Source organism: Methylobacterium iners (assembly GCF_022179305.1).
Taxonomy (GTDB): Bacteria; Pseudomonadota; Alphaproteobacteria; order Rhizobiales; family Beijerinckiaceae; genus Methylobacterium; species Methylobacterium iners.
Genome location: NZ_BPQP01000036.1, coordinates 39,324 through 52,565 on the forward strand (window position 1 = coordinate 39,324; position 13,242 = coordinate 52,565).

The 13,242-nt window shown below is 68.5% G+C and carries 14 protein-coding genes; 8 read left to right on the forward strand and 6 right to left on the reverse strand.

Annotated features, from left to right (window positions below; all coding sequences use genetic code 11):
• Positions 1-17: 17 nt before the first annotated feature.
• From MFF55_RS13040 to MFF55_RS13055, 4 genes are all read left to right on the forward strand, one after another.
• Positions 18-857: a class I SAM-dependent methyltransferase gene (locus tag MFF55_RS13040; protein ID WP_238244527.1), complete on the forward strand. Its 840-nt coding sequence runs from the start codon at positions 18-20 to the stop codon at positions 855-857.
• 61 nt (positions 858-918) lie between these two features.
• Positions 919-2,193, forward strand: coding sequence for an oxalate/formate MFS antiporter (oxlT, locus tag MFF55_RS13045; protein WP_238244528.1), 1,275 nt, complete (start codon positions 919-921; stop codon positions 2,191-2,193).
• A gap of 139 nt (positions 2,194-2,332) precedes the next feature.
• Entirely contained in the window at positions 2,333-2,557 is a 225-nt protein-coding gene (locus tag MFF55_RS13050; protein ID WP_238244529.1) for a BrnT family toxin, read from the forward strand.
• A gap of 35 nt (positions 2,558-2,592) precedes the next feature.
• Positions 2,593-2,952, forward strand: a complete 360-nt coding sequence (locus MFF55_RS13055; RefSeq protein ID WP_238244604.1) for a helix-turn-helix domain-containing protein — start codon at positions 2,593-2,595, stop codon at positions 2,950-2,952.
• Between the two features lie 7 nt (positions 2,953-2,959).
• On the opposite strand, the gene ntrC is transcribed toward MFF55_RS13055, so the two are convergent.
• From ntrC to dusB, 3 genes are read right to left on the reverse strand one after another with little or no spacing between them, the layout of a single operon-like run.
• Positions 2,960-4,423 carry a nitrogen regulation protein NR(I) gene (gene ntrC, locus MFF55_RS13060; protein WP_238244530.1) on the reverse strand — a complete coding sequence of 488 codons (1,464 nt, stop codon included), beginning with the start codon at positions 4,421-4,423 and terminating at the stop codon, positions 2,960-2,962.
• A gap of 9 nt (positions 4,424-4,432) precedes the next feature.
• A complete protein-coding gene (locus tag MFF55_RS13065; protein WP_238244531.1) occupies positions 4,433-5,569 on the reverse strand; it encodes a two-component system sensor histidine kinase NtrB in 1,137 nt (378 codons plus the stop codon).
• Between the two features lie 5 nt (positions 5,570-5,574).
• Positions 5,575-6,618 (reverse strand): tRNA dihydrouridine synthase DusB, encoded by a 1,044-nt coding sequence (gene dusB, locus MFF55_RS13070; RefSeq protein ID WP_238244532.1) that lies wholly within the window; start codon positions 6,616-6,618, stop codon positions 5,575-5,577.
• A 136-nt stretch (positions 6,619-6,754) separates the two neighbouring features.
• Here dusB and MFF55_RS13075 point away from each other — a divergent pair, with 136 nt between their 5' ends.
• Complete coding sequence (locus tag MFF55_RS13075; RefSeq protein ID WP_238244533.1) at positions 6,755-8,041, forward strand: bifunctional 2-C-methyl-D-erythritol 4-phosphate cytidylyltransferase/2-C-methyl-D-erythritol 2,4-cyclodiphosphate synthase; 1,287 nt, start codon at positions 6,755-6,757, stop codon at positions 8,039-8,041.
• Positions 8,038-8,538: a CinA family protein gene (locus tag MFF55_RS13080; protein ID WP_238244534.1), complete on the forward strand. Its 501-nt coding sequence runs from the start codon at positions 8,038-8,040 to the stop codon at positions 8,536-8,538. Before MFF55_RS13075 ends, MFF55_RS13080 begins: the two co-directional genes overlap by 4 nt.
• Positions 8,539-8,562: 24 nt before the next feature.
• Here MFF55_RS13080 and MFF55_RS13085 read toward each other — a convergent pair whose 3' ends face one another.
• Positions 8,563-9,018 (reverse strand): type II toxin-antitoxin system RatA family toxin, encoded by a 456-nt coding sequence (locus MFF55_RS13085; RefSeq protein ID WP_238244535.1) that lies wholly within the window; start codon positions 9,016-9,018, stop codon positions 8,563-8,565.
• A 7-nt stretch (positions 9,019-9,025) separates the two neighbouring features.
• Positions 9,026-9,988, reverse strand: coding sequence for a lipoyl synthase (gene lipA, locus MFF55_RS13090; protein ID WP_238244536.1), 963 nt, complete (start codon positions 9,986-9,988; stop codon positions 9,026-9,028).
• Between the two features lie 233 nt (positions 9,989-10,221).
• Between lipA and MFF55_RS13095 the strand changes: the two genes are divergently transcribed.
• Positions 10,222-11,568: a PQQ-dependent sugar dehydrogenase gene (locus MFF55_RS13095; RefSeq protein WP_238244537.1), complete on the forward strand. Its 1,347-nt coding sequence runs from the start codon at positions 10,222-10,224 to the stop codon at positions 11,566-11,568.
• A 40-nt stretch (positions 11,569-11,608) separates the two neighbouring features.
• Here the strand turns inward: MFF55_RS13095 and MFF55_RS13100 are convergent, their stop codons facing one another.
• Positions 11,609-12,100: a hypothetical protein gene (locus MFF55_RS13100; protein ID WP_238244538.1), complete on the reverse strand. Its 492-nt coding sequence runs from the start codon at positions 12,098-12,100 to the stop codon at positions 11,609-11,611.
• Between the two features lie 838 nt (positions 12,101-12,938).
• On the opposite strand from MFF55_RS13100, the gene MFF55_RS13105 reads away from it, so the two are divergent.
• Positions 12,939-13,214 carry a hypothetical protein gene (locus MFF55_RS13105; RefSeq protein ID WP_238244539.1) on the forward strand — a complete coding sequence of 92 codons (276 nt, stop codon included), beginning with the start codon at positions 12,939-12,941 and terminating at the stop codon, positions 13,212-13,214.
• Positions 13,215-13,242 lie beyond the last annotated feature (28 nt).

Genomic DNA, 13,242 nt, shown 5'->3' on the forward strand with positions numbered 1-13,242 from the left:
ACATGGTGGGGTAGGACATGGCGGACGGCGAGATCACCCAGGCCGAGTACTGGAACGGCGAGGCCGGCGAGCGCTGGGCGCGCAACCAGAGGGTCCTCGACGCGGTGTTCGCACCCCTGACCGAAGCGCTCTTCGCCGGCGCCGATCTCCGACCGGGTGACGCCGTCCTCGATGTCGGCTGCGGGGCCGGCGACACGTCGATCACCGCCGCGCGGCGGGTCGGAGCCGAGGGACGGGTCGTCGCGGCCGACGTCTCGGGCCCGCTTCTTGCCGTCGCGCGCAAGCGCAGCGTCGCTGCGGGGACGGCACCAATCGCCTGGATCGAGGCGGACGCGCAGGTCGAGGATTTCGGCGAGGCCGTTGTCGCCCGCGCCATCTCGCGCTTCGGCGTGATGTTCTTCGACGACTCCGTCGCGGCCTTCGCCAATCTCCGCCGCGCCCTCGCGCCCGGCGGGCGGCTCACCTTCCTGTGCTGGCGGCCCCTCGAGGCCAATGCCTGGATCGCCGTGCCCCGGGCGATCGTGCTGCCCCTGGTCCCGGTGCCCGAACCCTCGCCGCCGGACGGGCCGGGGCCGTTCCGCTTCGCCGATCCCGAGATCGCCCGGAGCGTCCTCGCCGCGGCGGGTTTTCGCGAGGTCGCCGTCGAGCCCGTGGACCGCCCCCTGGCGCTCGGCCGCCCGGAAGACGCCGCCGGCGTGGTGCTGGAGCTCGGCCCGGTCTCCCGCCTCGTACGCGAGCAGGCCGATTCCGTGCGAGACGCCGCTCGCGCGGCCGTCGCCGCGGAGTTCGCGCAGCGCGCCGGAGACGGAGCCGTCAGCCTCGGCGCGGCCTGCTGGCTGGTCTCGGCCCTGCGCTGATCCTGAGAGGCCAGCGCTGGCATGCCACTTGCGAATTCAAGCGGGCCGCAAGGAGTGGATAATGGATACGAACCTCGCCCGTACGCGCTGGATTCAGCTTGGTCTCGGCCTGCTCGCCATGATGGCGATCTCCAGCCCGCAATACGTCTGGACCCTCTTCACCAAGCCGCTGATGGCGACGACCGGCAGCACGCTGGCGGCGCTGCAATGGACCTTCACGATCTTGATCGTGCTGCAGACCTTCTTCTCGCCGGTCCAGGGCTGGCTGATCGAACGGTTCAGCCCCCGATTGATGATCGCGGTGGGGGCCGCGCTCTCGGGCCTCGGCTGGGTGCTCACAGCCCGGGTCGACTCCTTGCTCGGCGTCTACCTCACCTACGGCCTGTTCTGCGGGCTCGGCACCGGCATCGTCTATGTCGGCATCGTCGGGCTGATGGTGAAGTGGTTCCCGGACCGGCGCGGCTTCGCGGTGGGCATCGTGGCGGCCGGCTACGGCATGGGCGCGCTGCTCACGACCTTCCCCATCACCGACATGATGACGGCCTCCGGCTACCGGCAGACGCTCACGGTGTTCGGCATCATCCTCGGGATCGTCGGCGTTCTCGCGGCCCTGGGCCTGCGCGCGCCGCGGCCCGATGAGGCCCTGCCCGCGCCGGCGAGCAACCTCGTCACGACGGCCCACGACACGGCGCCCCGCGAGATGCTGCGGACGCCGCTGTTCTGGCTGATGTTCGTCATGATGACGATGATGTCGACGGGCGGCCTCATGGTGGTGGCGAACTTCGCCTCCTTCGCCCGCGATTTCGGCGTCGCCGACGCCATCATCTTCGGCTTCGCGGCGCTGCCCTTCGCACTGACCTTCGACCGCATCACCAACGGCCTGACCCGACCCTTCTTCGGCTGGGTCTCCGACCGGATCGGCCGTGAGAACACGATGGGCATCGCCTTCGCGCTCGAGGCGATGGCGATCTGCCTGCTCCTCGTGTTCCGCGACAACCCCTACGCCTTCGCCTTCCTCTCCGGCCTGGTGTTCTTCGCCTGGGGCGAGATCTTCTCGCTGTTCCCCTCAATCCTGACCGACACCTTCGGCACCAAGCACGCCACGACGAATTACGGCTTCCTCTACATGGCGCAGGGCGTGGGCTCGCTGCTCGGCGGGCCGGTGGCGGCCTACATCTACCAGGGCCAGGGCTCCTGGATCCCGGTCTTCTGCATCGCCATCGTGCTCGATCTGATCACGGCGACGCTCGCCTACTTCGTGCTCAAGCCGATGCGGCGGAACTGGTTGGGCGCCGGGGAAGCGCCGGGTTTGATCGCCAAGCCTGCGATGGGGTGAGGCGAGAGCCGGTTCGTCTGCGATCGACCATGAACATGACGGCGTGGGCGGCGCGGGGAAACCCGCGCCGTTCGCATTTGCGAGGAGCTAATCGCGCGGTCGCCTTGTGCGAACTACGCTTTACGCGCATATTCCGTGGATGGATCTCGATTGGGATGACGCGAAGGATGCGAAGCTCCGCGCCGCCCGAGGTTTCGGATTCGCCGACGTCATCGGCATTTTCGAAGCCCGCACGATTATTCGCCCCGATCTCAGGAAGGACTACGGCGAGATGCGGATGGTCGCGATTGGAACGATCGAAGGTCGTTTCTTCACCGTCGTCTATACCGACCGCGACGGTGTTCGACGCCTGATCACGGCATGACCCTCGTCGGATAAGGAGCGTGCGCTGTGGCAAGAATGACCCTCGAGGAGGCCGTGGCCCGCCCCTCGACCATCGACCGGGCGAAGCTCGACGCGACGACGGAGGATGACATCCGGCGGTATCAGGTCGAGGACGGGTATGGAGACGAGCGAGATCTTGGAGATCCCGTCGAGATCGTTCCGCCGGGCGTGATCCGCGCGCGTCTCGCCATGACTCAGCAGGAGTTCGCTGCTGCGCTCCGCATCCCGGTTGGGACACTTCGCAACTGGGAACAGGGCCGAACCGCCATCGAGCCGGCAGCGCGCTCCCTCCTTGATGCCGTCTGGCGCGACCCCGTCGCCGTGCTGGCGGCGCTTCGGCCGCCCCGACGCGAGCCCACTTCTCAAGTCGGCTGAACTGGGCTCACCGCGCCGTCCGAAACACCTGCAGATCCAGATCCCGCACCTTCTTGCGAAGCGTGTTCCGGTTGACGCCCAGCAGCTCCGCCGCGCGGATCTGGTTGCCCCGCGTGGCGGCGAGCGCCGCCCCGATCAGCGGGCCTTCGATCTCGCGCAGGATGCGGTGGTAGAGGCCGGGCGGGGGAAGCGTGTCGCGGTAGCCGCCGAAATACTCGGCGAGATGCCGCTCGACGGCGCCCGACAAGGTTTCGGCATCGCCGCTCGCATTCTTGCGGCCGCCCGTGGGTGTCGGCTGGCTCGGGGCTAGGGGCAGGGTGTCGAGCTCGGCCTCGATGACCGGGCCGGTGATCGTCTCCTGCGGGTAGAGCGCGGCGAGGCGCCGGACGAGGTTCTCCAGCTCGCGCACGTTGCCGGGCCAGCGATAGCGCTTGAGCCGCTCCATCGCCTCGCCGTCGAGCTGCTTGCGGCTCAGGCCCTCGCGTTCCACGAGCACGAAGAAGTGGCGAACGAGGTCGGGCACGTCCTCCGAGCGCTCGCGCAGGGCCGGCAGCCTGAGCGGCACGACGTTGAGGCGGAAGAACAGGTCCTCGCGAAAAATCCCCTGCTGGATCGAGATGCGCAGGTCCTTGTTGGTCGCCGCGATGATGCGGACATTGGTCTTGATCGGCACCCGCCCGCCGACGGTCGTGTACTCGCCCTGCTGCAGCACGCGCAGGAGGCGGGTCTGCGCCTCCATCGGCATGTCGCCGATCTCGTCGAGGAAGAGGGTGCCGCCCTCCGCCTGCTCGAAGCGGCCGGCCGAGCGCGCGAGCGCGCCGGTGAAGGCGCCCTTCTCGTGGCCGAACAGCTCGGATTCGATGAGGTCGCGGGGGATCGCGGCCATGTTCACGGGCACGAACGGCCCGGCGCGGCGGCGGCCGTAATCGTGCAGCGCCCGGGCGACGAGCTCCTTGCCGGTGCCGGACTCGCCCGTGATCATCACGGTGAGGTCGGTCGGCATCAGCCGCGCCAGCGCCCGGTAGATCTCCTGCATGGCGGGCGAGCGCCCCACCAGCGGAATGTCCTCGTTGCCCGGCTCCGCTCCGGCCGCCGGCGCCCCGCGAGGCCTGGAGAGCGCGCGGCCGACGATGGCGATGAGCTCCTTCAGGTCGAAGGGCTTGGGCAGGTATTCGTAGGCGCCGCGCTCCGAGGCGCGGATCGCGGTCATGAAGGTGTTCTGCGCGCTCATCACGATGATCGGCAGCTCGGGCCGCACCCGCTTGATGCGGGGCAGGAGGTCGAAGACGTTCTCGTCGGGCATCACCACGTCGGTGATGACGAGGTCGCCCTCTCCCTGCGCCACCCACCGCCAGAGGGTGGCGCAATTGCCCGTCGAGCGGACCTCGTAGCCCGCCCGGGACAGGGCCTGGTTGAGGACCGTACGGATGGCGGCGTCATCGTCCGCGACGATGATGTTGCGGTTGGGCATGACGCGACTCTATTCCACGACCGACTCGCGCCCGTCGCGGGCGCTCGACATAGGCAGGAGAAGACGAAAGGTGGTTCGGCGGGGTACCGGATCGCATTCGACGATGCCGCCGTGGTCACCGACGATCTTGGCGACCAATGCAAGTCCGAGGCCGTTCCCCTGCGCCTTGGTGGTCACGAAGGGCTCGAACAGGTCGGGCAGCAGGTCGGCCGTGATCCCCTGCCCGTTGTCGCTGACCGCGACCTCGATCGGCAGGCTGACGCGCTCGCGCGAGCCCGGCACCTGCAGGCGCAGGCCCGTGCGGAAGGCGGTCGACAGGGTGATCTCGCCGTCGACCGCGTCAGCGCCGATCGCCTCGGCGGCGTTCTTCACGAGGTTGAGCATCGCCTGGATGAGCTGGTCGCGGTTGCCGAGGACGGGAGGCAGCGAGGGATCGTAGGTCTCCACGAAGCGGATGTGCCGGGCGAAGCCCGACTGTGCCGAGCGCTTCACCTGGTCGAGCACGCCGTGCACGTTGACGGCCTGGCGCTCGACCGGGCGTTCGTCGCCGAACAGCTCCATCCGCTCGACGATCCGCACGATCCGGTCGGATTCGTCGCAGATCAGCCGGGTGAGCAGCCGGTCCTCCTCCCCCGCCGATTGCTCGAGGAGCTGGGCGGCGCCGCGGATGCCGGCGAGGGGATTCTTGATCTCGTGGGCGAGCATGGCGCCGAGCGCGATCATCGAGCGCGCGGCGCCGCGATGGGTGAGCTGGCGGTTCATCTTGTCCGCGATGGTGCGCTCCTGGAGCATCAGCACCACCGCGTCCTCGTCGTCGCCGAGCGGCGTGGCGAAGACGTCGACGCTGCGCTCCGTGCCGGAGCGGGGCTGGACGAGCTCGACCCGGTACTCGCTGACGCTGGCGCGGCGCCGGCGCACCTCAGCGACCAGCGCGCTGATCGGCGAGGAGAACGGGATGATGTCGCGCAGGCGCCGGCGCTGCATCAGCCGGGCGGAATGGTCGAAGAAGGCCTCCGCCGCGTGGTTGACGTGCAGGATGCGCTCGTCGGCCCCGATGGTCAGGACAGGCAGGGGCAAGGCGTTGATCACGGCCTCGCTGGTGGGCAGCGGGCGGACGGGCTTGCTCGACTCCTTGATCGGTCCCATCGGCCCTACGCCGCCTCCCCGATCGAGCCCGGCAGCGCCCGCTCTCCGAGGAAGCTCCGCATCAGGAGGTCGCGGGCCAGGGCCGGGTCGGTCGTGGTGACGAGCCGGGTCCGGTCCGCCGCCGAGAGGGCCCCGCCCTCGTCCGCATAGGCCGCCAGGTGCTTGCGGGCGTGGCGCACGCCCATGCCGATGCCGTAGAGGGCGAGCAGTCCCTCGTAATGCTCGACGGCGAGCGCCGCTTTCTCCGCGTCGGTCAGGACCGGCTCCGGTTCCCCGGCCAGGCCGCGGGCGATCGCGCCGACGAGCCAGGGCCGGCCCAAGGCCGCCCGCCCGATCATGATCCCGGCCGCTCCCGACTCCGCCAGGGCGCGGCGCGCCTGTTCCAGGTTGGTCACGTCGCCATTGGCGATCACGGGGATGCCGACGGCCTCGACGACGGCGCGGATGGCGCTCCAATCCGCACGATCCTTGTAGAATTGCTGGCGGGTGCGCCCGTGGACGGTCACCGCGTTCAGGCCGAGTCCCTCGGCGCGGCGCGCCAGCTCGGGCGCGTTGAGGCTGGCATGGTCCCAGCCGAGCCGCATCTTGACGGTGACGGGCACGCGCACCGCCGCGCGCACAGCGGCGAGGATGCGGGCCGCCCCCTCGAGATCGCGCATCAGCGCGGAGCCTGCCTCGCCGCCGGTCACCTTCTTGGCCGGGCAGCCCATGTTGATGTCGATGACCTGGGCGCCGCTGCCTTCCGCGAGGCGGGCGGCCTCGGCCATCGGCTCGGGCGCGCAGCCGGCGAGCTGCACCACGTGCGGGTCGACGCCGCTGCCTTCCGCGCGCAGGCGGGCCTCGCTGGCGCCGCGGGCGAACTCGGCCGCGGCCACCATCTCCGACACCGCGGCGCTGGCGCCGAGCCGGCGCGCGATCCGGCGAAGATGGAGGTCGGTGACGCCGGAGAGCGGTGCCAGCAGAACGGGCAGCGCCGTCGGGATCGTGCTCACGATCCCTTGGCGTCCCTTCGCCGAGCGCAGAACGCTCAAATAAGTATCAGCCCACATTGTGCACAACAATGAGGCAAGCTGGTTCCTGACGCAAGGACCCCGGCCGATTTGATTTCGGGCCGTGCCCCGCTTAATGACCGGCTCGCCGGGTCTGGCGTACCACGCTGGCACTCAGCGCTGGAGGGGTTCTTTCATGTCTGGCACCGCTTGGGACGCGGCGGCGGTGGTCGTCGCGGCCGGCCGCGGCATCCGCATCGGCGGCGACACACCCAAGCAATACCGCCGGGTCGGCGGCCAAGCCGTGCTGACCCGAACCCTCGCGGCGCTGGCCGCGCACGATAGCATCCTTCGCATCCAGCCGGTCATCGCGCCCGACGCCGCGGCGTTCTACCGCGCCTGCCTCGCCGATCTCGATCCGCCGAGCCGCGCCAAGCTCGAGGAGCCGGTGGAGGGCGGTGCGACGCGCCAGCAATCGGTGCGGGCCGGTCTCGAGGCGCTGGCCCGCTCGGGCGGTCCGGCCCTGGTCCTCGTCCACGACGCCGCCCGCCCCTTCGTCGACGGCACCCTGATCGACCGTGCCATCGCGGCCGGGCGTGATCATCAGGCCGCCGTGCCCGGTGTCGCGGTCAGCGACACGATCAAGGTCGTGGCAGCCCTCGCCCCCGGCATCGGCCACGTGCGCGAGACCCCGGCGCGGGAGAGCCTTCGCGCGGTCCAGACCCCGCAGGCCTTCGCCTTCGCCCCCCTCCTCGACGCGCACCGCCGGGCGGCGGGGGCCGGCCTCGACGCCTTCACCGACGACGGCGCGCTCGCCGAATGGGCCGGGCTCGACGTCGTCGTGTTCGAGGGCGACGTCCGCAACCGCAAGATCACGCAGGCCGCCGACCTCATCGCGGCCGACCGCGACTTCTCAACGATCCCACGCATCGAGGCCCCCGCCATGACCACCTACGTCACCCGCCTCGGCACCGGCTTCGATGTCCATGCCTTCACCGAGGGCGACCATATCTGGCTCGGCGGCGTGAAGATCCCGGTCGATCGGGGCGTGCTCGCCCATTCGGACGGCGACGTGGCCCTGCATGCGCTGACCGACGCGCTGCTCGGCGCCATCGCCGAGGGCGATATCGGCACACATTTCCCGCCGAGCGACGAGAAATGGCGCGGCGCCTCCTCGGACCGGTTCCTCGCGCATGCGGTGGCGCTGGTGCGGGAGCGCGGCGGCCGGATTGATCATCTTGATGTCACCGTGCTCGCCGAGACGCCGCGGATCGGCGCCCATCGCGAGGCGATCCGGGCCCGCATCGCCGCGATCTGCGGGGTGCCGCTGACCTCCGTCTCGATCAAGGCGACGACGACCGAGAAGCTCGGCTTCGTCGGCCGCGCCGAGGGTCTAGCCGCGCAGGCCGCGGCGACCGTGCGCCTGCCGGAGGTCTGCGCGGAGCTCGACGACGCGGCCGAGACCGCCGAGCGCCGCTCGTGATCGACGATCCCGCGCTGCTGGCGCGGGCGGAGGCCTTGATCGCGGCCTACGCGACGGCCTCCAAGACCATCGCCACGGCCGAATCCTGCACCGGCGGGCTCGTGGCCGGGCTGCTCACGGCGGTGCCGGGCTCCTCGGCGGTGGTCGAGCGCGGCTTCGTCACCTATTCGAATGCCGCCAAGACGGAGATGCTCGGCGTGCCCGCCGCCCTCGTCGACGCGCACGGCGCGGTGAGCGAGCCCGTGGCCCGCGCGATGGCGGAGGGCGCGCTCGCCCGCTCGGAGGCGGACGTGGCGGTGGCGATCACCGGCATCGCCGGTCCCGGCGGCGGTAGCGCGCAGAAGCCCGTCGGGCTCGTGCATTTCGGGCTCGCGTCCCGCGGGTCGGCCACCCGCCACCGGGAGCGCCGCTACGGCGAGTTCGGCCGGGGCGAGATCCGCCGGCTGGCGGTGGGGGATGCCTTGGACCTGTTGAACCAGGCGCTCACCGAACCCTGAGCGAGGGGGCGTGCCGAGGACGGCTCAGACCGCGCCGTAGACCCGGTTCGCCTGCGCCTCGAAGGCGTCCGTGAACTTGCGGAAGGCGCGGTCGAACATCGTGCCCATCAGCAGCCCGAGCGTGCGGCTCTTGAACTCGTAGGTGATGAAGAACTCGACGTCGCAGGCGCCCCCGGCGCCCTCCTTGAAGGCCCAGCGGTTCTCAAGGTGCCGGAACGGGCCGTCGACGTATTCGGCGAGGATGCGCCGGTTGGCCGGGTCCAGGGTGACGCGCGTGGTGAAGCGCTCGCGGATCGCCTTGTAGCCCACCCCCATCTCGGCGACGCAGATCTCGGTGCCGTCCGGTCCCGGCTGGCGGCGCAGGACGCGCAAGCTTTCGCAGAGCGGCAGGAACTCGGGGTAGTGCTCGATGTCGGCGACGAGGTCGTACATCTGCTGCGGCGAGTGCCGCACGGTGCGGGTGATCCGGAAGGCGGGCAAGGGAACCTCAGGCGGGGGCGAGACGGGCGAGGCGGGCCGCCTTGAGACGCGAAAAGTCCTCGCCGGCATGGTGGGAGGAGCGCGTCAGCGGCGTCGCCGAGACGAGGAGGAAGCCCTTGGCATAGGCGGTCGTCTCGTAGCCCTTGAACTCGTCGGGGGGCACGAAGCGCATCACCGGATGGTGCTTCTTGGTCGGCTGCAGGTACTGGCCGATGGTGAGGAAGTCGACCTCGGCCGAGCGCAGGTCGTCCATGAGCTGCACGACCTCGTTCCGCTCCTCGCCCAAACCCACCATGATGCCGGACTTGGTGAAGAGCGTCGGGTCGAGCTCCTTGGCCCGCTGCAGCAGCCGCACGGAATGGAAGTAGCGGGCGCCGGGGCGCACGGTGAGGTACTTCGCCGGCACCGTCTCGAGGTTGTGGTTGAACACGTCGGGCCGGGCCTCGACCACGGTCTCGAGAGCGCCGGCTTTTCGCAGGAAGTCGGGCGTCAGCACCTCGATGGTGGTGCCGGGGCTCTGCGCCCGGATCGCCCGGATGGTGCGGGCGAAATGCTCCGCGCCGCCGTCGTCGAGGTCGTCGCGGTCGACGGAGGTGACCACGACGTGGTGCAGGCCAAGCTTGGCCACCGCGTCGGCCACCTTCTCCGGCTCGTCCGCGTCGAGCCCCTCGGGCAGGCCCGTGCGCACGTTGCAGAAGGCGCAGGCCCGCGTGCAGGTGTCGCCGAGGATCATGAAGGTGGCGTGCCGCTTCTCCCAGCACTCGCCGATATTGGGGCAGCCCGCCTCCTCGCAGACGGTGACGAGGCCGTGCTCGCGCACGATGGCGCGGGTCTCGGCATAGGCCGGCGAGCCCGGCGCCTTGACGCGGATCCAGTCCGGCTTGCGCTGGACGGCCGAGTCCGGCCGGTGCGCCTTCTCGGGGTGGCGCGGGCGACGATCGTTGTGCAGGAGGTCGAGGACGACGGGCATGCCACACCGCAGGAGGCGCCCTTTCGCGGGCGTCCGATCCCTGACTTAAGGATTCCGGCCGCCCAGGGCAAACCGGCGTGGCGGGGTGCCGCGCCCGCGGCGCCACGACGGCGTGACGCGGGAGCCAAACCCGGCCCCAACGCTTAACCCAGCCTGACACCCTCTCCGGCCGGCCGGATCGGTCGAGGCGTCTCGACCGCCGCCGCCGGGGATTTCTGGCTCGGGAGAACGCCATGCGCACCGGAACGAAGATCGGCCTCTCGGCGCTCGCCGTGGTCCTGCTCGGAGGCGCCGCCTTCGTCCGCTTCGTCGTCTATCCGGAGCAGGCGACCCTGGAGGCCGCCACGGGCCACGGCGCCAACCCGACGCTGCCCAAGCCCAACCCGACCCTGATGCCGACGGTCAACATCGCCCGCGTCGAGCGCTGGGCGAACGGCGCCAAGCCGCAGGCCGCGCAGGGGCTGCAGGTCGCGGCCTTCGCGGAGGGGTTCGACCATCCCCGCTGGCTCCACCTCCTGCCCAACGGCGACGTGCTGGTGGCCGAGGCCAACAAGCCGAAGACCGACGACCCCTCCACCGGCATCGCCGATTGGGTGGCCGACAAGATGAAGAGCATGGCCGGCGCCGGCGTGCCGAGCCCAGACCGCATCATGCTCCTGCGCGACAAGGACGGCGACGGCGTCGCCGAGGAGCGCCACGTCTTCCTGAAAGACCTGCACTCGCCTTTCGGCATGGCGCTGGTGGGCGGCGACCTCTACGTCGCCAATGCCGACGCGCTGGTGAAGGTGCCCTACCAGCCCGGCCAGACCGAGATCACCGCGACCCCGGAGAAGGTCGTCGACCTGCCCGCCGGCATCAACCACCACTGGACCAAGAACGTCATCGCGAGCCCGGACGGCCAAAGACTCTTCGTCACCGTCGGCTCGAACAGCAACGTGGCCGAGAACGGCCTGGAGCTCGAGAAGGGCCGCGCCGCGATCTGGGAGTACACGATCGCGACCAAGGCCATGCGCGAGTTCGCGACGGGCCTGCGCAATCCCAACGGCCTGGCCTTCGAGCCGAAGACCGGCGCCCTCTGGACGGCGGTGAACGAGCGCGACGAGATCGGCAGCGACCTCGTGCCCGACTACATCACGAGCGTGCGGGACGGCGGCTTCTACGGCTGGCCCTATTCCTACTGGGGCAAGACCGTCGACGAGCGCGTGCAGCCGCCCCGGCCCGACCTCGTCGCCAAGGCGATCACGCCGGACTACGCGGTGGGCACCCACACGGCGTCGCTGGGCATCGCCTTCTCGATGGGCGCGAACCTGCCCGATGCCTGGAAGAGCGGCCTGTTCGTGGCCCAGCACGGCTCCTGGAACCGCCGCCCGAAGAGCGGCTACAAGGTGATCTACGTGCCCTTCCAGGACGGCAAGCCCGCGGGCCAGCCGGTGGACGTGCTCACCGGCTTCCTTAGCGCGGAGGAGAAGGCGCAGGGGCGGCCGGTGGGGGTGATTTTGGACAAGACCGGGGCGTTGTTGGTGTCAGATGATGTGGGGAAGGTGGTTTGGCGGGTGAGTGGGGCGGCGCCGACGCAATAAAACCGCAGAAATACCTCTAGATGTGAGGTTGATACAAGATTTATCGGGGAGACTGCAGATCCGCAATCATCGGAACAAGTTCATTTATCTCGTTTAGCCAACGTTCCGCCAGTGGTGTAGAGCCATAAACTGCTAAGATTGGGAGAAAGCCGTTTTTATCGCTGATTTTTCTAAAACAAAATGCAGTAGCTCCACTATTCCTGTCTAGAGAGGCGAAAAAGCCTCGATGTCCCAGAGAGTTCGGGTGTACACGCTCGCTCATAGTATCGTAGCAGCTCATCACGCCAGGCATGATCTTATCAACCGCCCTGATGAGATCCATTACATGAACAGCTTTTCGCTTTGCGTCTCCGTCCAGCCAAGCGTCGCTCTTTGCGCTAAATGAACCATTCAACAGAAACTTGTACAATCCATCTAAATCTCGATGCTCGACAAGTTTTTCATATTCTGATTGTTGTATAATATCAATCCTATCGTTTCCAAAGTAGACCGACTCATGATCAGTGCGGCGAGAGGATTGCCATTGCACCATGCGTCAATAATGCCTGTAGTACAAGCTACCAGCCTGTAGCGAAAGCTTTGCTCCAGGCATGCAGCCATCCATGCGAGCTTGCTTCTCGCCAAGTCTCCTTCGACAACTATTGCTGATTTGCAACCGTACGATAGACGCTCAAAGCTAGCGTTTATTTCTTGAATATCTTCCCATTCCTCGGGAGCAATTTGGTCAATAGCAATCTTAGGAAATAATTTAACCATTGCTCATCTCAGAAAATCTTAAGTGATCTTGATCGGAGATGCCACGTTTTGTCAGATGCATGTTGCCGCGCTACTTCGCGAACTGTATCAGGCAGGATCATGTCACTGTATGCGTCCTCGGACTTGTGCCGGCGGATGTCTTCGTCGGTGGTCGCGTCGAGCTTGGCTCGATCGACTGTCGAGCTGCGATGGCGTAGGTCGTCGAGATTGATCTTTGCCATAAGTGGCGATTTCTCCAGTCAAGTTACCTCAAAGAACACCCACTTTGTCATTCCGGGGCGCCGCAGGCGAACCCGGAATCCATAACCGCTGATGGTTCTTCATCATGCCGCGTCGGCGGCTATGGATCCCGGGTTCTGCTGCGCAGCCCCGGGATGACGGATCGGCAAGATATCGCGGTCGCCGGAGTATGACGGCCAGCGGCATGTCGCCCGAGGGAATGGTTCTGTTTGCATCAATCCGGAGATACCCAGCCACTCTCACCTCCCATCCGCCTCCGCGACGAGGAGAGGCACAGCAGCCCGTCGTTAGCCCCCTCCGCACTGTGTCGGAACGCCGCACCCCAATCCGGCGTTGTCCCTGGGTTGCGCACGCCACCAACAGGGAGAGAAACAATGAATTTCAAGACGCTCGCCGTCGCCGGCACGATCATCCTGGCCTCCGTCGCCGTCGCGGCGGCCGGCGGCTCCGGGACCAGCCGGTCGGGCACCCAGAACAGCACGGGCCCGAACGATGCCGGGGCGGGGTCCTCGCCGGGCGCCTCGGGCAGCGGCCCCTCGACGGGCGACAAGAGCCGCTCGGGGACCACGAACAGCACGGGCGCCAACGATGCGGGCTCGGGCTCCTCGCCGGGTGCCTCGGGCCAGGGCATGCCGGCGCCGAGCCGCTGAGGTATGGGCTCTCCCCTCCCCCTTGTGG

Excerpts from the sequence above, each read along its gene's own strand:
- lipA (WP_238244536.1), bottom strand. The coding sequence starts at position 9,988 with ATGCCCGTCGTCCTCGACCTCCTGCACAACGATCGTCGCCCGCGCCAC.
- MFF55_RS13075 (WP_238244533.1), top strand. The coding sequence starts at position 6,755 with ATGTCTGGCACCGCTTGGGACGCGGCGGCGGTGGTCGTCGCGGCCGGC.
- MFF55_RS13055 (WP_238244604.1), top strand. The coding sequence starts at position 2,593 with ATGACCCTCGAGGAGGCCGTGGCCCGCCCCTCGACCATCGACCGGGCG.
- dusB (WP_238244532.1), bottom strand. The coding sequence starts at position 6,618 with ATGTGGGCTGATACTTATTTGAGCGTTCTGCGCTCGGCGAAGGGACGC.
- MFF55_RS13095 (WP_238244537.1), top strand. The coding sequence starts at position 10,222 with ATGCGCACCGGAACGAAGATCGGCCTCTCGGCGCTCGCCGTGGTCCTG.
- oxlT (WP_238244528.1), top strand. The coding sequence starts at position 919 with ATGGATACGAACCTCGCCCGTACGCGCTGGATTCAGCTTGGTCTCGGC.
- MFF55_RS13040 (WP_238244527.1), top strand. The coding sequence starts at position 18 with ATGGCGGACGGCGAGATCACCCAGGCCGAGTACTGGAACGGCGAGGCC.
- MFF55_RS13105 (WP_238244539.1), top strand. The coding sequence starts at position 12,939 with ATGAATTTCAAGACGCTCGCCGTCGCCGGCACGATCATCCTGGCCTCC.
- ntrC (WP_238244530.1), bottom strand. The coding sequence starts at position 4,423 with ATGCCCAACCGCAACATCATCGTCGCGGACGATGACGCCGCCATCCGT.
- MFF55_RS13100 (WP_238244538.1), bottom strand. The coding sequence starts at position 12,100 with ATGGTGCAATGGCAATCCTCTCGCCGCACTGATCATGAGTCGGTCTAC.
- MFF55_RS13050 (WP_238244529.1), top strand. The coding sequence starts at position 2,333 with ATGGATCTCGATTGGGATGACGCGAAGGATGCGAAGCTCCGCGCCGCC.
- MFF55_RS13065 (WP_238244531.1), bottom strand. The coding sequence starts at position 5,569 with ATGGGACCGATCAAGGAGTCGAGCAAGCCCGTCCGCCCGCTGCCCACC.